Below are 21,418 nucleotides of genomic sequence, written 5' to 3' on the forward strand. Positions count from 1 at the left end.
CGCCGAGACGGATGAGGGGTGTTGGAAGGATCGCGACGTCAGGTTGTCTGGCTCCGCGCGTCTGATTTGGAGGGTCCGCCAAGCTGGAACACCCCTCATCCGACCGAGCTTCGCTCGGCCACCTTCTCCCACAAGGGAGAAGGGAAAGTCGCCGTCAGACCACCCCAGCCAGGTGCAGCGCGAACCAGATCCAGGCGACGAGAAGGATGCCCGCGCCGAGGAAGAAGGCGCGGCTGCGGTGCAGCACGTAGTTTCTGGTGAGATGCACCCAGGCGTGGACATAGCGCGTCACGACGAAGAGCCACATCAGCACCAGCGTCAGGTAGTTGACGCCGTTGGTGACGAACAGCGCCAGGCAGAGCACATGGAACAGAACCGGCAGTTCGAATTGGTTGATCAGATTGTTGGCGACGGTGACGCTTGAGGCCGGCTCGGTCGAGCGGACCTTATACTGGCTGATCTTGGCCTCGCCGGACTTCACGGCAAGATAGCGCCGCTTCAGCATCACCAGATAGACGATGTAGACCAGGAGCACATGCGCCAGCATCGGCCAGAAGATGGCGGTCTGGTTCATCTCCCCGCCCCCTCCTGACCCGCTCAAAGCCGCCGTTGAGCGGCCAGCGCGAAAACCGCAACGATCAAAACCGGGATCGCCAGAAGCGCGAACTTGGTGACGATGAGCGACGAGGCAAAGGCCAGCGAATCGGGATTGGCCGACTGGAAATCCGACAAAAGCCGCGCCACGGCAAAATTCTGCGCGTAGTCGGCGATCGTATAGGGCAGCACCAACACCAGCGCGGTCAGAGCCTGCAACTGCGCCGGCATGGCTCGGAAATTGCCGAACCGCCGGCCGAAGGCCACGATCAGGCTGACCAAGGTGAGCGACAGCAGCGCCGGAAACAGAAGGTCGAAGGTCAGATAATGCCAGACGATGATGATCTCGCCGCCGCGCCGGCCGAGCGCGGTGAGCCATGCCATGCCTTCATCGGGCGTGAAACCCGCAACGCGCATGTCGAGCGAAGAGAGCCCGCCGCTCAGGCGGCGGAAATAGAAAAACTCCAGCGCCGTCATGGCGATGAAGACCGCGGCGGAAGCGACGGAGAGCGCCGCCGCGTGACGCGACAGGCGCAACACTCCCAACGTCAGACCGCGCCACAGGCCCAGGCGATCCGGCCGTTCGGCGCTCTGATCAAAGTCCGCCCGGATAATTCGGGCTTTCGCGGGTGATCGTGACGTCATGGGCGTGGCTTTCACGAAGTCCTGCGTTTGATATGCGCACAAAGGTGGCGCGTTCGCGGAACTCGGCAAGATCGCGCCCACCGACATAACCCATAGCGGCTTTTAGGCCGCCCGCAAGCTGGTGCAGCACGCCAGCCACAGGTCCTTTGTAGGGAACCTGGCCTTCAATGCCTTCCGGGACGAGTTTCAAGGTGTCGCGGACCTCGGCCTGGAAGTAGCGATCTGCCGAACCGCGCGCCATCGCGCCGACCGAGCCCATGCCGCGATAGGCCTTGAAGGAACGACCCTGATGCAGATAGACCTCGCCCGGGCTCTCGTCGGTACCGGCAAGCAGCGAGCCGATCATGGCGGCGCTTGCGCCGGCGGCGAGCGCCTTGGCGAGATCGCCTGAGTATTTGATGCCGCCGTCGGCAATCACCGTCACACCAGACTTCTCGGCGGTCTCCGCCGCCGACATGATCGCCGAAAGCTGCGGCACGCCGACGCCGGCGACGATGCGCGTGGTGCAGATCGAGCCGGGGCCGATACCGACCTTGACGGCGTCGGCGCCGGCATCGATCAGCGCCTTGGTGCCTTCGGCGGTGGCGACGTTGCCGGCCAGAATGCGCAGGGAATTGGAGAGCTTCTTCGCCCGCGTCACTGCATCCAGCACGCGCTGTGAATGGCCGTGCGCGGTGTCGATGACCAAAAGGTCGACGCCGGCGTCGATCAGGCGCTCGGCGCGCTCGAAGCCGTCGTCGCCGACGCTGGTGGCGGCGGCGGCGCGCAGCCTTCCCTGCGCGTCCTTGGTGGCGTGTGGGTTGAGCTGCGACTTCTCGATGTCCTTGACGGTGATCAGGCCGACGCAATTGCCCTTCCGGTCGACCACCACCAGCTTCTCGATGCGGTGCTTGTGCAGGAGGCGCTTGGCCTCGTCCTGGTCGACATTCTCCTTCACCGTGATCAGGTTCTCACGGGTCATCAATTCGTAGACCTTCTGCGACGGATCGGAGGCGAAGCGCACGTCTCGGTTGGTGAGGATGCCGACCAGCCGGCCCACCGTGTGACCGCCGGTGCCGCCGTTCTCGACCACGGGAATGCCGGAAATGCCGTTGGCGCGCATCAGCGCCAGCGCGTCGGCGAGCGTCGCGTCCGGGCCGATGGTGACCGGATTGACCACCATGCCGGATTCGAATTTCTTCACCTGCCTGACCTGCTCGGCCTGCTCGGCCGGCGTGAAATTGCGATGGATGACGCCGATGCCGCCTGCCTGTGCCATGGCGATCGCAAGCCTCGCCTCGGTGACGGTGTCCATGGCGGCCGACAGGATCGGCACGTTGAGATCGATGTCGCCGGCGATGCGGGTGCGGATGTCGGTCTGGCCGGGCATGACCTCGGAATGGCCAGGCTGCAACAGCACGTCGTCAAAGGTCAGCGCCAACGCGCCGGTGGACGTCTCGATGATTTTTGCCATGGCCAGCCCTTTTTGAATGCGGAAAAGGCGCTGGACCGAAATGGCCAGCGCCGACTCTCATCTTCCCTTTCAGGATTGGCGCTGGCTGGTAACACGTCCTGTTGCGGTTGAAAAGCCGGTCGTTGCGAGACGCTTCAGCTTCTATTCCGCACCCAGGAGAGCATCTAGCAAAGCGTGACGTGGCGACGCAAAAGGATTGACCACGGTTACACCACCCCAGGTGAAGCCGTTCTGCAGGTCTTCTGACAGGAGCAGCCGGCAACCCGTTTGCGAAGCAGTGGAAAGAATTGCAGCATCCCAGATACCGAAACGATGGTCCGCAGCAAGATCGACGGCCATCATCATCACTTCCGGCGTCGTTCCAGCAACCGGGAACGCGTCGCGCCAGCTAAGCAGCGCCTCCTGAGCCTCCTGGGGCGACCTTCCGGCCTTACGGACAAGGACATTAAACAGCTCCCCCAGCACCTGGACCGGAACAACGGCAGCCTCTTGTGGGACATTGCCTAGCAGTTCGAGAACGACGTCGCGTTTCTGCGCGTTGTTAACGCCCTCTGCATAGGCAAGGACGTTGGTGTCGATCGCGACCTTCACAGATCGTCCTCATAAAGCTCATCGCGGGTCCAGCTTCCGGCATCGACGATCGGCTGCCGTTGGAGGCGCGACAGCAATGCCGCGCGCGAGCGGGAGGCCACGCCCTCGTGCTTTTCCGCAGGCACGATCCGCGCCACCGGCCGCCCATGGCTGGTCACGACGTAGCTGTGGCCCTCGCGCACCTCACGTAGAATGTGAGAGAATCTGCGGTTGGCATCGGCTGCCGAAACGGTTTCATCCATGGTTGCGCCTGCCATGTAGTTATTTTCACTACAATAGTGATTGAGTCCGCATTTAGCAAGCCATTGCGGGATCACAACGGCTACCAGTGGTTGCGATCGCACAAAAGTGACAGCAATTTAATGCGACATCCGGGCCAATGCGTGATACCGCCCGGGGCGTGCCGGCTTGCCCCCAGCCTGGCATCGAGAATCGCGCAGACAAATCAGGGCGCTCCCTTGAACCGCATCATCCCGCTCATCCTGGCGGTCGCACTTTTCATGGAGAACATGGATTCGACCGTGATCGCGACCTCGCTGCCGGCGATCGCCATTGACATCCATACCAGCCCGATCGCGCTCAAGCTGGCGCTGACGGCCTATCTGGTGTCGCTGGCGATCTTCATTCCGATCAGCGGCTGGATGGCGGACCGGTTCGGAGCCAAGAACGTGTTCCGCGCCGCGATCGCCGTCTTCATCGCCGGTTCGGTCGCCTGCGCCTTTGCCAATTCGCTGCCGGCCTTCGTGGTGTCGCGCTTCCTGCAGGGCATGGGCGGCGCCATGATGACGCCGGTCGGGCGCCTGGTGCTGGTGCGCGCGACGCCGAAGAACGAACTCGTCGCGGCGATGTCGTGGTTGACGGTACCCGCGCTGGTCGGCCCGCTGGTCGGACCGCCGATCGGCGGCTTCATCACCACCTATTTCACCTGGCACTGGATCTTCCTGATCAACGTACCAATCGGGCTCGCCGGCATCTGGCTCGCCACCCGCTATTTGCCGGAAACCGAGGCCACCGAGACGCCGCCGCTCGATTTTCCCGGCTTCGTGCTCAGCGGGCTGACGGCATCCGGCATCGTTTTCGGCCTCTCCGTGGTCAGCCTGCCCGCTTTGCCGCCGATCGCCGGCTTCATCACGGTTGCCGTCGGCCTGGTTTCGGGCGTGCTTTACCTGCTGCACGCACGGCGCGCCAGGAACCCGCTGCTGGCGCTGAAGCTGTTCCGCAATCAGGTCTTCCGTTCCTCGGTGCTCGGCGGCTCGCTGTTCCGCATCGGCATCGGCGCGGTGCCGTTTCTGTTGCCGCTGATGTTCCAGATCGGCTTCGGGCTGACGCCGTTCCAGTCCGGCATGATCACCTTCGTTTCGGCGATCGGCGCCATCGGCATGAAATTCGTCACGGCGCTGCTCTTCCGCCTTGCAGGGTTCCGCCGGGTGCTGATCCTCGGCTCGCTGGTCGCGGCCGCCTCGATCGCCATCTATGGCCTGTTCACTCCCGAAACACCCTATGCGCTGATGCTGGCAATATTGTTGGTCGGAGGCTTCATCCGTTCGATGTTCTTCACCGGCGTCAACGCGCTGTCCTATGCCGAGATCTCCGCCGCCGACACCAGCAAGGCGACGCCGATCGTTGCCGTCTTCCAGCAGTTGTCGATTGCGCTCGGCGTGGCGCTGGCCGGCGGCATCCTCGAAGTGTCGACGTCGATCCATGGCGGGCCGCTGACACTCGGCGACTTCCACATCGCCTTCTTCATCGTCGCTGCCGTCTCGGCGATCGCCTCGCTCACCTTCATGCGGCTGGCGCCCGATGCCGGCAGCGCGGTGTCGGGACATGGCAAACTGACGACACCGAAGACGCTGGAGGCGGTGGGTACGGCGGGGAAGTAGGCGCGGCCTCCCCTTCTCCCCTTGCGGGAGAAGGTGGATCGGCGCGCAGCGCCGAGACGGATGAGGGGTGTTCCAGCGGAGCGAGACGTTGGCATTCCCTGGAACACCCCTCATCCGTCGCCTTCGGCGACACCTTCTCCCACAAGGGGAGAAGGAGGAGAGCTAGCCCTTGAACTCCTTCGCCAGCAGGTAAAGCTCCACGGACTCGTCGCGCGAGGCCGGCGGCTTCACATGATGGACCGAGCGGAAATTCTGCTTGAGCCGCGACAAGAGTTCGTTCTCGGCGCCGCCCTGAAAAGTCTTGGCGAGGAAATGCCCGCCGGGCTTGAGCACCTGCAGCGCGAAATCGGCCGCCACCTCGCACAGATGCATGGTGCGCAGATGGTCGGTGCGACGATGACCGGTGGTGGGGGCCGCCATGTCCGACAGCACGACATCGGGCTGACCGCCAAGCGCCTCGGCAAGCTTTTGCGGCGCGTCCGGATCGAGGAAATCCATCCGCAGGATGACGGCGCCCGGCACAGCGTCCATCTCGAGATAATCGATGCCGACGACATGCGGATTTTCCGCCGTCGACTTCGTGCGCGCCGCCGCCACCTGGCACCAGCCGCCGGGGGCGGCACCGAGGTCGATCACCTTCATGCCGGGCTTGAGCAGATGGTGCTTGTCGTCGATCTCGGTCAGCTTGTAGGCGGCGCGGGAGCGGTAGCCGTCGGCCTTGGAGCGCTGCACATAGGGATCGTTCATGTGGCGCTCGAGCCAGCGGCGTGAAGATTCCTTCAGCCCGCTCTTCTTCTTGATCCTGGTTTTCAGCACGCGCATGCCGGCCGAACCCGGCTTTTCCGGCTTCTTCGTCATGGCCTGATTTCTTGCCCGAGCATGATCCTGTGCGAAAACCGACCGCCACATTTCGCTGGCCCGGTCCTGAAATTCAGTATCAGGATTTCCGGTCCGCTTTTTCTCGCTCGCTTCGTCGTGCCGATTTTGCGGCGGCTTCGCGTTTCACGGAGGGCTTCCCCCACTCCGTCGCCGCTTCGCGGCGCCACCTCTCCCCCCTCCGGAGGGAGAGGAAAGCTAAGGTTGGCGACCTCGCGCCTTTCCTCTCCCCCGTCGATCGGGGGAGAGGTGTCGAGCGAAGCTCGACGGAGTGGGGGTCGACTGCTCATCAGAGCAACGCAGCCACTTTTTGGGGTCATGCGCGGCGCCCGTCATGACGCCAGACACCGTCGTCGGCCATCAGCTCGCTCAATATGCCTTCGCGCAGGCCGCGGTCGGCGACGCGCAGCCGCTCGGACGGCCACACGCCGCGGATCGCTTCCAGGATGGCGCAGCCGGCGAGCACGAGGTCGGCGCGGTCGGCGCCGATGCAGGGATTGGCGACGCGCTGATGGAAATCCCAGCCGATCAGCTTCTCGATCATGCGGTCGACGCTCGTGCGATCCATCCAGAGCCCATCGACCCGGCGGCGGTCGTAGCGCTCAAGGTCGAGATGGACGCCGGCCAGCGTCGTCACCGTGCCGGAGGTGCCAAGCAGATGGAACTGCGGGCTGGCGAGCACATGCGCCAGCCGGTCGCGCCCGTCGAAGGCCTTGAGGCGCACAGCGACGTCGTCGACCATGGCGCCGAAGGTCTCACGCGTCACCGTGCGGCCGCCGAAGCGTTCGGCAAGCGACACGACACCGACGGGAAGCGACGTCCAGGAAACGATGTGGTTGGCCAGCCGCGGCGAACGCTGGCCTCGGGTCAGGTCGATCAACGCGATCTCCGACGAGCCGCCGCCGATATCGAACAGCACCACGCCGCGCGTGTCGCGCTCGACCAGCGAGCCGCAGCCGGAGACCGCTAGGCGGGCCTCGGTCTGGCGATCGATGATCTCAAGCTTGAGGCCGGCCTCGCGCTCGACGCGTTCGAGGAACTCGACGCCGTTTTCGGCGGAGCGGCAGGCTTCGGTGGCGATCAGCCTCGCCTTCCTGATCTTGCGGTTGCGCAGCTTCTCGCCGCAGATTTTCAACGCCTCGACGGCGCGGTCCATGGCGGCCCGGCCGAGCCGCCCACTGGCGGAGAGCCCCTCGCCCAACCTGACGATCCGCGAGAAGGCATCGATGACGCGGAACTGGCCGTGCCGGCCGGGCACCGCGACAAGCAGCCGGCAATTGTTGGTGCCGAGATCGAGCGCGGCGAACACCGGCAGCTCCTGCTGCGGCCGCCGCTGCACGTTCGAAACCGGCGGCTGCGACGTTGCCGCCGCGGGCTGCGTTGGATGGCTGACGGGATTGGCGGCGGGTGCCGACACCGGTATGGCGCCATTCTCGTCGCGCGCGAACACCTTGCGACCGCGCCTGCGCTTGCGGCGCTTGCGCGTCTTGCCCTTCTGGTTCTCGCCTTGATTGTCGGCATGTCTTTGGTCGACATGTCTGGCATGCGCGCCAGCATGACGGCTGAACCGCCCAGCGGACGGGGCGGCCGACTCCGCCGGCGATGCCCCGGACATGCCCACTGCCGACGCGCCCGCGCCGGTATCGTGGTCTTCCACTGCAATTCCTTTCGGCGCCGCGCGAACCCGAAGGACGCAGCAGGCACCTCGATTTGTTTCAAGTTGAGGACAGACTAGCAGCGCGATCCGCAATCACCAAGAGCGCGCGGCCTGATTTTTGGCGGCGTCACGCCGGGGCAATCTCTTGCCGGTTGAATAGCCGGCTTCAATCAGGCATGTCTCAAATGAGGGTTGGAAAAGGGTACTGGGCAACATCATATCAATGAGCTTGATCGCATGACGACGACGCCATGAACTGGGGGCGCTATTTCTGGCCGATCATCGGCATAGCGGCCGTGGTGTTCTCACTTTGGCTGCTCATCCACGAGCTGCGCGGCATCTCGATCGACGACGTCTGGGCCGGCATCGTCGCCATCGCCCCGCGCGCCTGGATGTTTGCGGCGCTGAGCTCGGTCGTCGCCTATGCCTCGCTCGCCGGCTACGACCACATCGCGCTGCTTCATATCGGCAGACGAGTCTCGTGGCTGTTCGTCACGCTTTGCTCCTTCACCACCTATGCGCTGTCGCACAATATCGGCGGCTCGGTGCTGTCGGGCGCGGTGATCCGCTACCGCGCCTATGGCACGAGAGGCCTGACCGGCCAGGATGTCGGCGTTCTGGTGGCGATCTGCTGGATCACCTTCGTGCTCTCCAGCCTGCTTGTCGGCGGCCTCGTGCTGGTGCTGGAACCGCAGATCGTCGATCGTTTCACCACGACCCCGCACCACGAACTGGCAGCGGCCGCCGGCCTCGTCATGCTGATCCTGGTCGGCGTTTATGTGTTCTGCAGCTGGCTGCATCTGAGGCCGCTCAAGATCGGCAGCTTCCAGGTGCATTACCCGGCGCTGCCGATCGTGGCGCGGCAATTGCTGATCGGCCCGGTCGAGCTGCTGGCGGCCGCGGCGATCATCTACTTTGCCCTGCCGGCGGCCGGCAATCCCGGCTATTTCGTCGTGCTCGGCGTGTTCATGGTGTCGTTCTCGGTGGGGTTGCTGTCGCATGCGCCGGGTGCGCTTGGCGTCTTCGAGATCGTCTTCCTGGCCGGTCTGTCGCACATGGACCCGGTCGGCGTGCTGGCCGCCCTCCTGGTGTTCCGCCTGTTCTACCTGATCATCCCGCTCTTGATAGGGCTCGGCGTGGTGCTGTTCTTCGAGCATTCGCAATACAGCCGCGGCGAAGGCTGAGCCTTCTCAAGCGCTCCGGTGAGCGAACGAGAAAAAGGCTGCGATTGAAACGCCGTGCGGGGTTGACTATTTTCCGGCGGCGGCTACAAGGCAGCGCTCGCGGCGCATGAGCCGCCCGCTTCGCGCGAAACCAACCGCGCCTGCTGGGGAATAGGTTAACGGTAGACCCACGGACTCTGACTCCGTTAGTCCTGGTTCGAATCCAGGTTCCCCAGCCATCCTTACTTTTTGCGATAAAATCAGATACTTAGCTCTTATTAGAGAATGCTAAGTGATACATCGCGGGGACACATCATGAGCAACAATCCCGGCAAGAAGGGCAAGCCCGCTCCATGGGAAAGGCGCGCCGCCGAACACCGCGAGCAAGCGTTGCAGGAATATCGGCTCGCAAATCATCCGGCATATGCGGGGTGGTCAACGCGACGGTCGGAAGCATTTAGGGCGTTCAGACAGGAAACAGGGGCCGATGACTTATCGAACAGCGATCTCTTCAAGGCGATGAAAGCCGCAAATGCTCGCTTGCGGGCATGGGATAGGGCAAACCCCTCGCCGATGTCACGGGAAGACGACAAGCGGCTGGAAGCGGAGTTCGCGGCGCAATACGTGGCAAGGGATTACTCGTGAGGCGCACAATCTGTCGCTAGGCATTAGAGAATCTTGGTCCACTTCTTAAACGCGGCAACCTCATGCTTCGGCAATCGGAACCACTCGCCGCTTCCTCGATAGCTGGCGAAGCGACGATGCCAATAGGCTTCGATTCCAGCCGGGTCATCAGTCAAGATAGAATGCACAAGGTCTGTAGATTCCGGCAACTCGATTTGAATCTGGCGAGAACGCCGGGTCAAAGATGAAGTCCGGCCAATTTTGAAATCCTTGCCGTAGCGGATCATGTAGACATAGCCGACGCTTTCGTTCGCTGCCGTCTCATCCTCTTCGACGGGCGCCTTTGAGCGAGCGATTGCGAGATAGTCGTCGCTGTATGCAGTCGTCTCGCTGTCGCCGAGCCTCTCTGACAGTGTTCGAACCGCATCCGCCAGTTCCGTCATTTTCCAGCGCTGCATGATGGTCTTGGCATTTGGAAACTCTGGATTGTTAGAGCCTTCAAAAAGCAGGTCGGACGAATTCGGAAATCGTTTCAACCGGCGGGCTAGGCCAATGACGGCGGTTAGGACCACATCTGCGTCAATCCGGCCGGTGAAGTTCTTTGGAGCGAAGCCGGCTTCCTCTAAGGCGTCGCTCCATGTCCTCCAAATCAGCCCGCGCCACTCGTGGTGTTTGATACCGGTGGCGTTCTGAAATCGTGCGCGGCCGGGAGGCGAACCATCCTCTTCCGCGAGTTTTTTATCTGGCGGAGAATTTCAGCCTTCAGAAGCCCTTTGTTCACTCTTCGCCTCGCGGGTCCAGGGCAACTGGAAAAATCGACGCAAGGTCTTCCTCCACGTCTATCTCGAATTCGGCCGCGAGCGCCGAAAGCTGCAATCCGAAGGTTGCCCGCAACTCCCCTAGCGTCACGAAATAGCCGGGCGTCAACGCGCGCTCGCCGTGAGCGTGCCACCGTGACGGTGATCCGTGGTCGAAGTCGTTGCGAAGGCGATAAGCGATGTTTCGGTAATCAGGCGGCTCATCCTCCAGAAAGCGCCGGCAGGCGGTGCGTAGATGCCGGACGCGCCGTGCGGCTGGCGAGTCCTCGGGAAGGTCGTTCAAGATTTGCGTAAGCTCATTGCGAATCTGAATCACGGATTGGTCAACTTGGTCCGGAACTTCGAAATGCATTGGGACGTAGAGGACGCGCCGGTTCTCCAAGAAATTGAACAGCCGCAAGATCACTGTCCGTTGTGCGACTGGCGGGTTCCAGCTTGCGCTAATACTGAGGAAGCCGATGCCGGTGAGCCTGCTTCGGATCGCGTCGAAGCCGCGTCGAACAATTGCCATCTACTATCCCCTCCACTCCCAGATTCGCATCATTGGCGCGGCAAAGCACAAAAGAAAGGGCCGCCTATGACGTTGTTTGAAAAAGTGGTGCAAAGCCACCGATCACCATTGAATACGTCCGCCGTTTCACCCACCTATCGGCGACTGCAACACTACTGATAGGTGGGGAAGTGACTTCCAAAGAATACACGCTAATGAAGTTCAACATTTTGTCGATGGCGCTGCATCCAGAAATGGGCCGGCGCATTGATGATGCCTACGTCTATGCCTGGGACAACGATGTTTACCCGATCTTTCATGAAGGCGCGCAATGGCATCAGGCGTTCGAAGATAATTTTGCCGTGACGAAGGAAATGATGGAGGAGCTTAGCAAGCGCCTCGATGACGCTTGGGACGGCGGACAAGGAATCGCGCCGACCTTCTACCAGTTGGAAGACATTTATAGCGCTCGCCACGGTGGCGGCGATTGGGATCGATCAGCACTAATTAGAGCCATGAGATATATGGCGCTTTGCCGGGGCCGGTTCGACCAAAAATTCTTCCGAGATGTAACGCGAGATTCCGGTGCTCCCGCCGAAGCTAATTATTTTGCAGCGCCGATGGACCGCGAGAGCGACATCTACTTTATGTGACGATCTCGGCAAACGAAGCCCGCCCAGTAGCGAGCGGGCTTCCTGTCGGTCGGCGAGGGTTTGACGGCAGCTATTCATAGTAGCCGCGCAAGCTTTCCGATGCGATACCGCCAATGTCCATCAACGCGAACTGGATGGCTTTGTCGCGGGCCTCATCGTCCGCCTCGTTTGATTTCCTTCAACCGCTCGATGAGCGTGTGAAACCGCTCGTCCGGGATATAGATGTCTGGCCTAGGTAGATCGCTCTGGACCATCACAGGTCTCACGGATAGCTGCCGGCCAAATACCCGCCTCACCGAGCGCCTGCATAACTTCATCGCGCCGAACCAGCAGAACTGGCACGAGGCCCACCCCGCCGACTTAGAGAGCGAGTGGCTCGAAGACACGTCATCTGGCTAAATTACTGGCTGTTGATGATCGTCGATAGCTGGCGAGACGTGTCCTGATCAATGATTGACTGAAGGACCTGCAACGCCTCGGCCCGAACCAACCTTTCAGTTTCGGCTTTTGTCTTGCCAAGCGGTTGCTGGAAGAAGGCTAGGGTCAGTTTGTTGGTATATTCGTTTGAGGCGTTTGCAAAGCCGCTGCCAGGACCCTTGAAGTGCTTCAGTATCCAGGTTGGGCCGCCTGTAACACCCACATTCGTGGTGAAGGTAATCGTGCCGCCAAACTGACCTCCAGGAGCACCGGCGTCTTGCTGAATCGGGAGTGGCAGGGAGGTTGCCACCAATTCCGCAATTCCCAACTTCCCTGCCAGATCGCTGGTCGCGTTCGGACAAGTAAAATCGGCCCCGGCATCCCCTGTGTGATTGTAAATGTCGAAAAGAGAATAGTTCAGATAAGTCACCCCCGTTCTCTCTATCGTGCGTGTAACGTTGGGGGTCACGTCGATATCTACAACTCCACCCGTGACTCTTCCTGCCCCGGGAAAGCCCAGTGATGGCTTCACACCAGCACTCAGCTTGCTTCCTAACGATAGAATGCCGGCGACCCGATAATTTCCTTGGAGCAAGACAGGTCGGAACGGGAAACCATCCTTTTTGCTAACTAGCGTCGCCAACTCGCAGCGAATACGCTTGTTGATGTCGATTGCGTCTGGATATCCGGCTTTCGTATATGGGACGCTAAAGCGCGGGTTTGCGCAGCCCACCAACGCCAAACCACAGATTGTCGAGGCAATCGCAATGCGCGTCAACATCACCAGGCCCTACAAGGATCCGCGAACCATTGTGTCGAGCCTGCGCCATTCAAATCCTGTTCGATTTGATCGCAGACCGCTTTGGTAGTCGGCCTGAGGTGGGTCGAACTGTTTACGACAATGGCGCAACAGCCGATAGGCTCGCCCTTGCCAGCGGGAGCCTTCACAGCCATGGTAGCCACGAGATCTTTAGAGAAAGTGGGCGGCGTCGCATTGCCCGCTAACCGCTCTATGATCGCTTCAACTCGCTTCTTACTGATGGATTTGTGGAATTTCCTTGTCATACCCCCTCCCAGCAATCGTCAACGACGACTGCTTCCCCTTGTCTTCTCTATTGCTTTGCATAAGTATCATTTAAAATGGCATCAACCAAACTATATAGTTGACACTATCACTGCCGTAAAATCAGTAGGCGGGAACACCCGCCCGCTCGTATCTTGCGCCGACTGCATCACAACAATGTATTCTTGGCCGATCTGCTTGATCCAATGGGTGCTCGTTACATAAGGCACGTTATGGCAATGAGAAACCATTGGAACAAATTTTCCTTTGTATTTTTCCGGAATTTCAAAAGAAAGTATATTGTTTTCCCATTTTACGTTTGGTGTGTACGTATCCAATTTTCCTTCTTTTATTGTGGCAGCAGCTAGAACTTCTGACATGACTACCTCCCGTTAGTGACTATACCTCAACCAAAACAACCGAGTTATGGCAGGTCGGTTGTTCAACGAACGGGACTTGCGTCCCCCTTCTCACCAGCAACGAATGCTCAATCCCCAGTATCTTCTGAACACTCGCAAGCGCCGCTTCATTCACCTCGATATACGCGACGATGTACCATTCGCCGTTTTCTTCCCTGGCCATGCCCAGCGGCTCGGCATGCCATTTCAGCGCGCCGTGGTGGGGCATGAAGTAGGTTTCCTGGACGCCGCCGACCGCGCTCAGGCCCTCATCGAGGGCGTATTCCATCACCGCGCAGCAGAGCTGCGTCAGCGTGCCTCGCAACCCGGTCGAGCGCTTGTCGGGAACGACGAAGGTGCGCGTCCATTCGGCCCAGTCGGGACGTCTCGGGACGCCCGATTTCTCGCACATGTGAGGAAAGACCTCCGAGACCATGTGCGGCTCGCTGGTTGGGATCAATCGAGCCGAGGTCACGACGCGACCATCTTCGATACCGAGCAGATAGGTCGCCGCGTCCGTATCGAACTGGTCTAGCTCGCGGCCGTCCGGGCTCGGAGGGCGCCAGCGTTTCTGATGCACGAAGAAGTCGTGCCGGCGGCGCAGAAATTCGTCGAATTCGTTTTCGTAGAGATGCTTGTTATGCGCATTGACGACATGAGCCGTAATCATCGCGCGATCCCCCGACCGTTCTTGGGGGAATAGTTGCAGCCGTTCTAATGTGCGTCACCTGTCCGATCGGACAGTTGACGCAGTTACGGGTGGATCAGGCGCCGGCGCACCGCCTCGACGACGGCTTGCGTAGTGGTGGCCACGCCAAAAGCCTCGCGGGCCCGCGTCGCGTGCCATTTGACGGTGCGCTCCGTCAGGCCGAGGATCTGCGAGGTTTCCGACGAGGTCTTGCCAGCCGCGGCCCATAGCAGCACTTCCTTTTCCCGATCGGTCAGCGGACCTTCACCGTCTTCATCGTCGTTCGCAAGCGCCTGGATCGCCATGCCGGCGTACACGGCCATGGTGACCAGTTGCACCTGCTGGCGCGGCGACAGGTTGCAGCGCTTCTGAGAGGAGGCGAATGACAGCACGGACTGCCAGTGATGGACGCTCAGCATCGGTACGGCGAAGCCGCTGCAGATGCCGAATTCCGTCGCCTCGCCCGCAACGCGCCGCGAGGCTTGCGTATCGGACCACTTGGCGGGAACTTCAGACCACAGGAACGGCTTCAACGTCTTCGCCGAATAGATGCAGACGCCATCCACGGCGGCGTGCTCGGCCTCCACATAGCGTTCGAACCAGCCTTCGGGCCAGCCGTTCAATTCCACCATCGGTGCCAGCTTCTGCCCGCCCAAGGGCACGCCGCTCAAGATAAGATGTTCGAATCCAAGATTTTTTACCGTATCGAGCAGATCGCTCAACAGCGGTCCCGTCGCCGTGTGCTTCCTGCAGCGCTCGACGAAGTCGAATACATCCGAGTCGATCATGCCAGAGACCCCCCTCTCCCGCATGATCCATTTATAGAGGATTTTAGATAACTTGAATATAAAAATTCGCGGCTCCGGCGCAAAGTCCAGGCGAGGAGATACTTCCAGGTGCCGAAGTTGCCGTCCCGCGAAACCTTCGAGCCTGGCTGTCGTCATCTCGTCTTTACGAGCAAGCGGCCCTGCCGAGGTGACAGTGAAGAAGTTGCGGCTGTGCGCCTCAGCCTTCCAGGCCGCTTGCCGCGCCGGCGTGGCGCATCATGCGCAGGAAGCTCATGGAGATGTGGGCGCGCCTTATGTGGCCGATCGATTCCCAGTCGCCGATCTCGGCCGCGGCCAGGACCTCCTCCATTTCACGCCGGAACGCGGTGAACTCCTCCACGAGGCCGAGTTGCGGCATCATCTTGAGGACGACGCGCGCCACCTGGAAATACAGCCTTTCGCTGATCTCGCGCAGCGGCTGGTTCCCGGTCATGCCGGACAGTTCGGTGAAGAAATCCATGTTGAGCTGCAGGAAGGCGCGCTGATCCGGATTGAGCATGTCGGAATCGCAGCGGGCAATCAGCGCCCGGATCCGATCCAGGTCCGCCGCCGTGCGCGGAATCGGCGAAAGCTTGCCGACCAGAAGCGCCAGTTCCAGGCGCAGATGATAGACCTGCTGCAATTCCTCGATATCGACGTCGGTGACGATGGTGCCGACGCCGTGGACGGATTGAACCAGGCCTTCGGATTCAAGGCGCGCCAGGACGCGCCGGACCGGCGTGCGGCTGATCTCGAATTCCTGGGCGAGCTCTTCCTCGGAAAGCCGGCTTCCCGGCGGGTAGTCGAGCAGGCAGATGCGGTCGCGCAAGATCAGGTAGATGCGTTCGAACCGTTCCCGCGCCGACAGCGGGCGTGGAGCAGCACTGATCACCGCAGCGGCCGGGGCATCCGTGTCAAGCGTCATCCAGCCTCCAGGACGGCGTGCAGGAACTGCCGCGTCCGCTCATTCTTTGGCGCGCCGAACAACTCGCTCGGCGATCCTTGTTCGCAGATCTTGCCCTGATAGAAGAAACAGACCCGGTCTGAAAATTCCTTGGCGAAGCCCATCTGGTGGGTGACCATCAGCATGGTCAGGTCATGCTCACGGCCGAGCTGCCTTATCACCTGCAGCACTTCGCCGACAAGTTCCGGGTCGAGCGCCGAGGTCACCTCGTCGAACAGCATGATCTTCGGCCGCATGGCGCAAGCGCGGGCAATCGCGACGCGCTGCTGCTGGCCGCCGGAGAGCTGCGAGGGATAATGGTCCTTCTTCTCCGACAGGCCGACCATGTTGAGGAGCTCGGCCGCCCTTGCCTCGGCTTCGGCCCGCTTCATGCCGAGAACCGTTATCGGCGCCTCGATGCAGTTCTGCAATGCCGTCATATGCGGGAAAAGGTTGAACGACTGGAAGACCATGCCGATCTTGGCGCGAACGCGGCGGATATGGGCAAGATCGGCCGGCACGAGCTTGCCGTTCTTCTCCATATGCGTGAGAGGCTCGCCTTCCACCCAGATGACGCCGTCATTGATGGTTTCCAGCGTCATCAGCATGCGCAGCACGGTGGTCTTGCCGGAGCCGGACGGGCCTATGATGGAGACCTTCTCGCCGCGGGCGATGTCGAGGCTCAATCCGTCGAGAACGGTCAGCGCGCCGTAGCGCTTGGAAACATTGTCGAAGCGGACCATCGGTTGCTCGGTCATCGTACGGTCCTTCTGTTGAGCAGGCGTTCGAGGGCACGGATAAGCGCGGCCGATACCAGGCTCATCGCCAGAAAGAACAGGCCGACCAGCGTCATCGGCTCGGTGTAGCGGAAGGTTTCGGAGCCGATGATCTTGGCGGTCTGCATGAGTTCCAGCACCGCGATCGCCGAAAGCAGCGGCGTTTCCTTGAACAGCGCAACCAGATAGTTGCCGAGCGCCGGCACGATCGGCGGGATCGCCTGCGGGATGATGATGTCGCGGAACGTCGTCCAGGCCGAGAGATTGAGCGCGATCGCGGCTTCCCACTGGCCACGATGGATGTTGTCGAAACCGGCGCGGTAAACCTCCGAACAATAGGCGGCGTAGTGGACGCCGATGGCGACAACGCCGGCGGTGAACGCATCGATCACGAGGCCGAATTTCGGAAACACGAAATAGATAAAGAAGATCTGGATGAGCAGCGGCGTCGAGCGGATCAGCTCGACCAGCACCGAGATCGTCCAGCCGGTCCATGGCACGGCGATGCGGACCACCGCCAGGACAAGGCCGAGCGAGGCGGCGATGACAAAGCCTAGCAGCGTTGCCTCAATGGAGATGATTGCCGCGTGCGCCAGCACCGGCAGGATCTGCAAGGTAAAACTCCAATCCCAGATCATGCCGCCCTCCCCCGCGCCAGGCCGAGCGAAGCCCGCCTTTCGAGCAGCCGCATGCCGATGGAGATGACCAGCGACATGGCAAGATACATCAGCAGCACCAGCGTGAAGATGGGAATGGTCTTGAACGTGGTCTGGTTCATCTGCTGCGCCTTGAAGGCAAGGTCGGTGAGCGTGATCAGCGAGACCAGGGCGGTCGCTTTCAGAAGCTCGATGAACAGATTGCCCCAGGGCGGGATCATGGCGATGAAGGCCTGCGGCAGGATGATCCGGCGCAGCATCTGCGACCGGCTCATGTTGAGCGCCGTTCCCGCTTCCCATTGGCCGCGCGCGACCGATTGGATGGCGCCGCGCACGACTTCCGACCCATAGGCGCCGACGTTCAGCCCAAGCGCCAGAACAGCAACCAGAAAGGCGTTGAGCGTGACGCCGAACTGCGGCAGCACGAAGAACAGCCAGAATAGCTGCACCAGCGCCGAGGTGCCGCGGAAGATCTCGACATAGACCGTCGCCAGCCATCTGAGCGGCGCTGGGCCGTACATGCGCGCAAGCGCCGCGAGCACGCCCATGACAATCGCCAGCAGGCTGCCAATCACGGCTATTTCGATGGTCAGCAGCGCGCCCTGCAGCAGCCCCGGCAGGAACAGTCTATAGGATGCCTGCGTCGCCAGCACGCCGATAACGGCGAGCGCGACAACCAGCATGGCAACTAACGTGCGGATTCCCATCTGCCCTCCAGGAAAAAGAGGGCGGCGCTCTCGCGCCGCCAGCAGTTGGGAACTTATTCGCCCTTGCAGAGCTGCGCGGTGGTCTTGTTGGGCAGATAGTCCTTGCCGAAGCCGAGCGGCTCGACAAGGGCGATATGCTCGGGCGACCCGATGAACTTCTTCAGCTCGGCGTTGAACGCTTCCTGCAAATCGGTGTCTTCCTTGCGGAAGCCGAAGCCGCCATGACCCTTGACCGACTTGCCGGCAACCTCGCCGAACGGCTTGGTCGATTCGACGCCGTCGGCCTTCTTGGCCATCTCGGCGATCGACAGCGCCGTCAGCGTGGCCGCATCGGCGCGGCCCGACTGAACGGCGGCAACCAGGCTGGACTGATCGGGCAAGGTGACGAGCTGCGCCTCGGCGACACCCGCATCCTTGGCGTATCCGCCCTCGACGGCGCCGGCCATCACGGCGAGCTTGAGATCGGGATTGGCCTTGATGCTGGAATAGTCCGTCAGGCCTTTCGGATTGCCCTTCGCAACCAGCATGGCCTCACCGATGCCGTAGGACGGCTCCGAGAAATTGATCTCGGCGCAGCGCTTCGGATTGATGAACATGCCGGCGGCGATGATGTCGAAGCGGCCGGCCTTAAGGCCCGGAATGAGCGAGCCGAACTCGGTCAGCACGCCGTCCACCTGCTTGATGCCCATCTTGGCGAGCACCGCCTTGGCGACCTCAGGCGCTTCGCCGGTCAGCTTGCCGTCGGGCGTCGCGAAACCGAACGGCGCCTCGTTGGCAAAGCCGACACGGATGTAGCCGTCCTTCTTGGCGCGTTCGAGGGTCGTCTCCGCCTTGGCCGGCAGTGACGTGAATGCTGTCGCGGCAAGCGCAAGGCAAGCGGCGGCCTTCACGACCGCGCGGCGGGATATCTGTGACGTGAACATGCGTTCCCCTTTCAATGATTGCTTGGCTCGAGCGACGTTTCTCCTCCATCGCTTCAAGCTCATAAGACGTATACAACTCATCTGGACATATCGCAAGATGCGCTGTACGAATCTTGGAAAATAGCCGCTATCGCCACAATGCGCGGCATAACCATTGACAAGTTGTGCACAATTAAGGGCATTTTCCTGAAACTACAGGCCGAGAGCCGCGTTCGGCCGCGGCGATGGGAGGGACGGTTTTGAGCGGGTCGGACGGGTTCACCAAGGCGGAATACGCGCGGCGTCTGGCCGACGTGAAGCACCGCATGGAAACGGCCGGCTTCGATCTCATCATCTGTCAGGATCCCGCCAACATGTGCTGGCTGACCGGCTATGACGGCTGGTCTTTCTACGTGCCGCAATGCGTGCTCGTTCATCTGGAGGAAGAGCGTCCGATCTGGTTCGGCAGGGCGCAGGACGCCAAGAGCGCCCGCATGACCACCGGCCTGCCCGAAACGAACATCGTCCCGTTCTCGGAGCGACTGGTGCAGCATCCCGTCGAGCATCCCTATGACGAGCTCGCCGGGCTGATCAGGGCGCGCGGCTGGAACAGGGCGCGGATCGGCGTCGAGATGGATGCGCATTATTACACCGCGCGCTGCCATGCCCATCTCGCCGGCGGCCTGCCCGAGGCGCGCTTTTCCAACAATGGCGACCTCGTCAACTGGGCGCGCCTGGTGAAATCCGAAGCCGAGCTGGCGCTGATCCGCGAGGCGGGCGCGATCTGCAGCAATGCCATGAACCGCGCCATCGAAAAGATGCGGCCCGGCGTGCCGCAGAACCACGTCATCGCCGAGATCTATCACGCGCAGATCATGGGCGTGGCCGGCGCCGGCGGCGACTATACCGCCATCTGCCCATTGATGCCGGTCGGCGAAGGCACAAGCACGCCGCATCTGACCTGGTCGGACGCGCCGCTTCCCGACAGCGGGCTCGCCATCATCGAGATCGCCGGCGTGCGGCGGCGCTACCATGCGGCGCTGACCCGGACGGTGCATTTCGGCAAGCCGCCGGCAGCCCTTTCCGATATGGCCAAGGTGATCGTCGAAGGCGTCGACGCCGGCCTCGCAATGGCGCGGCCCGGCAACACCGCGGAACAGGTCGAAGCCGCCTGGCAGGCAGTGCTGCGCAGAAACGGGCTGAAGAAGGAAAGCCGGGTGGGCTACCCGGTCGGCCTCGCCTATCCGCCGGACTGGGGCGAACGCACCGTGAGCCTGAGACCCGGCGACAAGACCGAGCTCGAGCCCGGCATGTGCTTCCACCTCATGGCCGGCGTCTGGCTCGAGGATTTCGGCGTCGCCATTTCGGAGTCCTTCGTCGTTGCCGAGAACGGCGGCGAGCGGCTCTGCGACGTCACCCGCGACCTCATCGTCATCGACTGACCAATTTCGAGGATACACAATGGACCGCAATCCCTTTTCGGAAGCCGAGATCGCCGGCCGCCTGTCGAAGGTGCGCAATGCGTTGGCCGAGCGCGGGCTCGACGCCGCCGTCTTCGCTTCGCCGGAAAATGTCTTCTATCTCACCGGTCTCGACCATTGGGGCTATTTCGCGCCGCATCTTCTGATCGTGCCGCTCGACCGGCAGCCGGTTCTCATCACCCGCTCGATGGAGAAGGTGACGATCGAAAACCAGGTGAAGGCGGCGGAATTCCGCGGCCATTCCGACAGCGAGACGGCGGCGGATCTTGCCGCGAGCGTCCTTTCCGAACTCGGCCTGACGGGCAAGCGCATCGGTCTCGAATACTGGACCTCGGGCCTCAGCCACGGCCTCGCCCTGAAACTGGAAGCGCAGGCCGAGGCCAAATGGAGCGATGTCTCCGGGCTGGTCGACAGAATGAGGCTAGTTAAGAGCGCCGAGGAACAGGCGCTGATGCGCCGCGCCGCCAAGGTCACGGATGCCGCCGCCGGTGCCGCGATCGCGGCGATCCACGACGGCGCCGCCGAGCAGGAGGTCGCCGCGCAATGCGTGGCGGCGATGGCGCGCGCCGGCGGCCATGCGCCCGGCTTCGGCCCCTTCATCCGCCCCGCCGCCCGGCTCGGCGAGGAACACACGACCTGGGGCGACGGCATCTATCGAAGCGGCGAGCCGGTCTTCGTCGAACTGTCCGGCTGCGTTTCGCGCTATCACGCACCGCTCGGCCGGCTGATCCGTATCGGTAGCATCAGGGACGAGGACGCCGCGATGGCCGAGGTGACGGCCAAGGCGTTCAATGCCGTCGTCAAGGCGCTGAAACCCGGCGTCAGGGCGCGCGACGTCTACGCCGCCTGGCAGGGTGTCGCCGACGAGGCCGGCCTTTCGCACTATCGCCGCCATCATTGCGGCTATCTCGTCGGCATCGGCCAGCCGCCGTCCTGGACTGGCGGCAATTCGGTGACGGGCCTGCGGCACGATTCCGATCTCGAGATCGAGACCGGCATGAGCTTCCACATCCTGTCCTGGCTGATGGGCACCGGCCGCGGCGACGATTTCATCTCCAACACCGTGCTTCTCACCGAGACCGGCGCCGAAGTGCTGACGCGCACCCCGACCGGTCCGATCGTTCGCTAGACGATGAC

25 protein-coding genes and 1 tRNA gene are annotated in these 21,418 nt (G+C 61.9%); 7 read left to right on the forward strand and 19 right to left on the reverse strand.

The features are described 5' to 3' along the window. Positions 1-154 precede the first annotated feature (154 nt). The 5 genes from EJ070_RS28070 to EJ070_RS28090 form a co-directional block, all read right to left on the reverse strand. Positions 155-574, reverse strand: a complete 420-nt coding sequence (locus EJ070_RS28070) for an MAPEG family protein (RefSeq protein WP_126094265.1) — start codon at positions 572-574, stop codon at positions 155-157. Positions 575-597: 23 nt separating this feature from the next. Next, positions 598-1,125 carry a hypothetical protein gene (locus EJ070_RS28075; protein WP_189350705.1) on the reverse strand — a complete coding sequence of 176 codons (528 nt, stop codon included), beginning with the start codon at positions 1,123-1,125 and terminating at the stop codon, positions 598-600. A gap of 64 nt (positions 1,126-1,189) precedes the next feature. Beyond that, positions 1,190-2,692: an IMP dehydrogenase gene (gene guaB, locus EJ070_RS28080; protein WP_126094267.1), complete on the reverse strand. Its 1,503-nt coding sequence runs from the start codon at positions 2,690-2,692 to the stop codon at positions 1,190-1,192. 141 nt (positions 2,693-2,833) lie between these two features. Further along, positions 2,834-3,283 carry a PIN domain-containing protein gene (locus tag EJ070_RS28085; protein ID WP_126094268.1) on the reverse strand — a complete coding sequence of 150 codons (450 nt, stop codon included), beginning with the start codon at positions 3,281-3,283 and terminating at the stop codon, positions 2,834-2,836. After that, the gene (locus tag EJ070_RS28090; RefSeq protein ID WP_126095931.1) at positions 3,280-3,525 is read right to left on the reverse strand and encodes a type II toxin-antitoxin system prevent-host-death family antitoxin; all 246 of its coding nucleotides are present in this window, start codon (positions 3,523-3,525) and stop codon (positions 3,280-3,282) included. The genes EJ070_RS28085 and EJ070_RS28090 overlap by 4 nt, the downstream gene beginning before the upstream one ends. A gap of 216 nt (positions 3,526-3,741) precedes the next feature. On the opposite strand from EJ070_RS28090, the gene EJ070_RS28095 reads away from it, so the two are divergent. Further along, positions 3,742-5,163, forward strand: a complete 1,422-nt coding sequence (locus tag EJ070_RS28095; protein ID WP_126094269.1) for an MFS transporter — start codon at positions 3,742-3,744, stop codon at positions 5,161-5,163. A gap of 162 nt (positions 5,164-5,325) precedes the next feature. On the opposite strand, the gene EJ070_RS28105 is transcribed toward EJ070_RS28095, so the two are convergent. Together EJ070_RS28105 and EJ070_RS28115 are read right to left on the reverse strand one after the other, a co-directional pair. Beyond that, entirely contained in the window at positions 5,326-6,021 is a 696-nt protein-coding gene (locus tag EJ070_RS28105) for an RlmE family RNA methyltransferase (protein ID WP_126094271.1), read from the reverse strand. 334 nt (positions 6,022-6,355) lie between these two features. Continuing rightward, complete coding sequence (locus tag EJ070_RS28115) at positions 6,356-7,696, reverse strand: Ppx/GppA phosphatase family protein (protein WP_126094272.1); 1,341 nt, start codon at positions 7,694-7,696, stop codon at positions 6,356-6,358. A gap of 251 nt (positions 7,697-7,947) precedes the next feature. Here EJ070_RS28115 and EJ070_RS28120 point away from each other — a divergent pair, with 251 nt between their 5' ends. From EJ070_RS28120 to EJ070_RS28130, 3 genes are all read left to right on the forward strand, one after another. Beyond that, a complete protein-coding gene (locus EJ070_RS28120) occupies positions 7,948-8,880 on the forward strand; it encodes a YbhN family protein (protein ID WP_126094273.1) in 933 nt (310 codons plus the stop codon). Between the two features lie 144 nt (positions 8,881-9,024). Continuing rightward, positions 9,025-9,098: transfer RNA gene (locus tag EJ070_RS28125), tRNA-Gln, on the forward strand. A gap of 76 nt (positions 9,099-9,174) precedes the next feature. Then, positions 9,175-9,504, forward strand: a complete 330-nt coding sequence (locus EJ070_RS28130) for a hypothetical protein (protein WP_126094274.1) — start codon at positions 9,175-9,177, stop codon at positions 9,502-9,504. A gap of 23 nt (positions 9,505-9,527) precedes the next feature. On the opposite strand, the gene EJ070_RS28135 is transcribed toward EJ070_RS28130, so the two are convergent. Next, a complete protein-coding gene (locus EJ070_RS28135; protein ID WP_126094275.1) occupies positions 9,528-10,055 on the reverse strand; it encodes a GIY-YIG nuclease family protein in 528 nt (175 codons plus the stop codon). A gap of 205 nt (positions 10,056-10,260) precedes the next feature. Continuing rightward, positions 10,261-10,812, reverse strand: coding sequence for a DUF6650 family protein (locus EJ070_RS28140; protein ID WP_126094276.1), 552 nt, complete (start codon positions 10,810-10,812; stop codon positions 10,261-10,263). Positions 10,813-11,006: 194 nt separating this feature from the next. On the opposite strand from EJ070_RS28140, the gene EJ070_RS28145 reads away from it, so the two are divergent. After that, positions 11,007-11,444: a hypothetical protein gene (locus EJ070_RS28145; RefSeq protein WP_126094277.1), complete on the forward strand. Its 438-nt coding sequence runs from the start codon at positions 11,007-11,009 to the stop codon at positions 11,442-11,444. A gap of 400 nt (positions 11,445-11,844) precedes the next feature. Here the strand turns inward: EJ070_RS28145 and EJ070_RS28150 are convergent, their stop codons facing one another. The 10 genes from EJ070_RS28150 to ehuB form a co-directional block, all read right to left on the reverse strand. After that, positions 11,845-12,642 carry a hypothetical protein gene (locus tag EJ070_RS28150; protein WP_126094278.1) on the reverse strand — a complete coding sequence of 266 codons (798 nt, stop codon included), beginning with the start codon at positions 12,640-12,642 and terminating at the stop codon, positions 11,845-11,847. Further along, positions 12,642-12,926, reverse strand: coding sequence for a hypothetical protein (locus EJ070_RS28155; protein WP_126094279.1), 285 nt, complete (start codon positions 12,924-12,926; stop codon positions 12,642-12,644). The genes EJ070_RS28150 and EJ070_RS28155 overlap by 1 nt, the downstream gene beginning before the upstream one ends. 90 nt (positions 12,927-13,016) lie before the next feature. After that, on the reverse strand, positions 13,017-13,304 hold the full coding sequence (locus tag EJ070_RS28160; RefSeq protein WP_126094280.1) for a hypothetical protein: 288 nt from the start codon (positions 13,302-13,304) through the stop codon (positions 13,017-13,019). Between the two features lie 19 nt (positions 13,305-13,323). Next, the gene (locus EJ070_RS28165; RefSeq protein ID WP_126094281.1) at positions 13,324-13,992 is read right to left on the reverse strand and encodes an acyl-homoserine-lactone synthase; all 669 of its coding nucleotides are present in this window, start codon (positions 13,990-13,992) and stop codon (positions 13,324-13,326) included. An 83-nt stretch (positions 13,993-14,075) separates the two neighbouring features. After that, the gene (locus EJ070_RS28170; RefSeq protein ID WP_126094282.1) at positions 14,076-14,798 is read right to left on the reverse strand and encodes a LuxR family transcriptional regulator; all 723 of its coding nucleotides are present in this window, start codon (positions 14,796-14,798) and stop codon (positions 14,076-14,078) included. A gap of 217 nt (positions 14,799-15,015) precedes the next feature. Further along, entirely contained in the window at positions 15,016-15,741 is a 726-nt protein-coding gene (locus EJ070_RS28175) for a GntR family transcriptional regulator (RefSeq protein ID WP_126094283.1), read from the reverse strand. Further along, positions 15,738-16,517 (reverse strand): ectoine/hydroxyectoine ABC transporter ATP-binding protein EhuA, encoded by a 780-nt coding sequence (gene ehuA / locus EJ070_RS28180; protein ID WP_126094284.1) that lies wholly within the window; start codon positions 16,515-16,517, stop codon positions 15,738-15,740. Before ehuA ends, EJ070_RS28175 begins: the two co-directional genes overlap by 4 nt. Further along, positions 16,514-17,173, reverse strand: coding sequence for an ectoine/hydroxyectoine ABC transporter permease subunit EhuD (gene ehuD / locus EJ070_RS28185; protein ID WP_126094285.1), 660 nt, complete (start codon positions 17,171-17,173; stop codon positions 16,514-16,516). Before ehuD ends, ehuA begins: the two co-directional genes overlap by 4 nt. Continuing rightward, on the reverse strand, positions 17,170-17,898 hold the full coding sequence (gene ehuC, locus EJ070_RS28190) for an ectoine/hydroxyectoine ABC transporter permease subunit EhuC (protein ID WP_126094286.1): 729 nt from the start codon (positions 17,896-17,898) through the stop codon (positions 17,170-17,172). Before ehuC ends, ehuD begins: the two co-directional genes overlap by 4 nt. 53 nt (positions 17,899-17,951) lie before the next feature. Further along, positions 17,952-18,821 (reverse strand): ectoine/hydroxyectoine ABC transporter substrate-binding protein EhuB, encoded by an 870-nt coding sequence (ehuB, locus tag EJ070_RS28195; protein WP_126094287.1) that lies wholly within the window; start codon positions 18,819-18,821, stop codon positions 17,952-17,954. 239 nt (positions 18,822-19,060) lie between these two features. Between ehuB and EJ070_RS28200 the strand changes: the two genes are divergently transcribed. Further along, complete coding sequence (locus EJ070_RS28200; RefSeq protein ID WP_245464694.1) at positions 19,061-20,242, forward strand: M24 family metallopeptidase; 1,182 nt, start codon at positions 19,061-19,063, stop codon at positions 20,240-20,242. Positions 20,243-20,261: 19 nt separating this feature from the next. Continuing rightward, the gene (locus EJ070_RS28205) at positions 20,262-21,410 is read left to right on the forward strand and encodes a Xaa-Pro peptidase family protein (protein ID WP_126094289.1); all 1,149 of its coding nucleotides are present in this window, start codon (positions 20,262-20,264) and stop codon (positions 21,408-21,410) included. The last annotated feature ends 8 nt before the right edge of the window (positions 21,411-21,418 follow it).

Source organism: Mesorhizobium sp. M1E.F.Ca.ET.045.02.1.1, assembly GCF_003952485.1.
Lineage (GTDB): Bacteria > Pseudomonadota > Alphaproteobacteria > Rhizobiales > Rhizobiaceae > Mesorhizobium.

What these genes read in the sequence shown, in the direction of transcription:
- EJ070_RS28160 (WP_126094280.1), bottom strand. Translation starts at nt 13,304, where the DNA reads ATGTCAGAAGTTCTAGCTGCTGCCACAATAAAAGAAGGAAAATTGGAT.
- EJ070_RS28175 (WP_126094283.1), bottom strand. Translation starts at nt 15,741, where the DNA reads ATGACGCTTGACACGGATGCCCCGGCCGCTGCGGTGATCAGTGCTGCT.
- EJ070_RS28105 (WP_126094271.1), bottom strand. Translation starts at nt 6,021, where the DNA reads ATGACGAAGAAGCCGGAAAAGCCGGGTTCGGCCGGCATGCGCGTGCTG.
- EJ070_RS28140 (WP_126094276.1), bottom strand. Translation starts at nt 10,812, where the DNA reads ATGGCAATTGTTCGACGCGGCTTCGACGCGATCCGAAGCAGGCTCACC.
- ehuD (WP_126094285.1), bottom strand. Translation starts at nt 17,173, where the DNA reads ATGATCTGGGATTGGAGTTTTACCTTGCAGATCCTGCCGGTGCTGGCG.
- EJ070_RS28205 (WP_126094289.1), top strand. Translation starts at nt 20,262, where the DNA reads ATGGACCGCAATCCCTTTTCGGAAGCCGAGATCGCCGGCCGCCTGTCG.
- EJ070_RS28170 (WP_126094282.1), bottom strand. Translation starts at nt 14,798, where the DNA reads ATGATCGACTCGGATGTATTCGACTTCGTCGAGCGCTGCAGGAAGCAC.
- guaB (WP_126094267.1), bottom strand. Translation starts at nt 2,692, where the DNA reads ATGGCAAAAATCATCGAGACGTCCACCGGCGCGTTGGCGCTGACCTTT.
- ehuA (WP_126094284.1), bottom strand. Translation starts at nt 16,517, where the DNA reads ATGACCGAGCAACCGATGGTCCGCTTCGACAATGTTTCCAAGCGCTAC.
- EJ070_RS28145 (WP_126094277.1), top strand. Translation starts at nt 11,007, where the DNA reads ATGAAGTTCAACATTTTGTCGATGGCGCTGCATCCAGAAATGGGCCGG.
- EJ070_RS28130 (WP_126094274.1), top strand. Translation starts at nt 9,175, where the DNA reads ATGAGCAACAATCCCGGCAAGAAGGGCAAGCCCGCTCCATGGGAAAGG.
- EJ070_RS28165 (WP_126094281.1), bottom strand. Translation starts at nt 13,992, where the DNA reads ATGATTACGGCTCATGTCGTCAATGCGCATAACAAGCATCTCTACGAA.
- EJ070_RS28090 (WP_126095931.1), bottom strand. Translation starts at nt 3,525, where the DNA reads ATGGATGAAACCGTTTCGGCAGCCGATGCCAACCGCAGATTCTCTCAC.
- ehuB (WP_126094287.1), bottom strand. Translation starts at nt 18,821, where the DNA reads ATGTTCACGTCACAGATATCCCGCCGCGCGGTCGTGAAGGCCGCCGCT.
- EJ070_RS28120 (WP_126094273.1), top strand. Translation starts at nt 7,948, where the DNA reads ATGAACTGGGGGCGCTATTTCTGGCCGATCATCGGCATAGCGGCCGTG.
- ehuC (WP_126094286.1), bottom strand. Translation starts at nt 17,898, where the DNA reads ATGGGAATCCGCACGTTAGTTGCCATGCTGGTTGTCGCGCTCGCCGTT.
- EJ070_RS28155 (WP_126094279.1), bottom strand. Translation starts at nt 12,926, where the DNA reads ATGACAAGGAAATTCCACAAATCCATCAGTAAGAAGCGAGTTGAAGCG.
- EJ070_RS28150 (WP_126094278.1), bottom strand. Translation starts at nt 12,642, where the DNA reads ATGTTGACGCGCATTGCGATTGCCTCGACAATCTGTGGTTTGGCGTTG.
- EJ070_RS28070 (WP_126094265.1), bottom strand. Translation starts at nt 574, where the DNA reads ATGAACCAGACCGCCATCTTCTGGCCGATGCTGGCGCATGTGCTCCTG.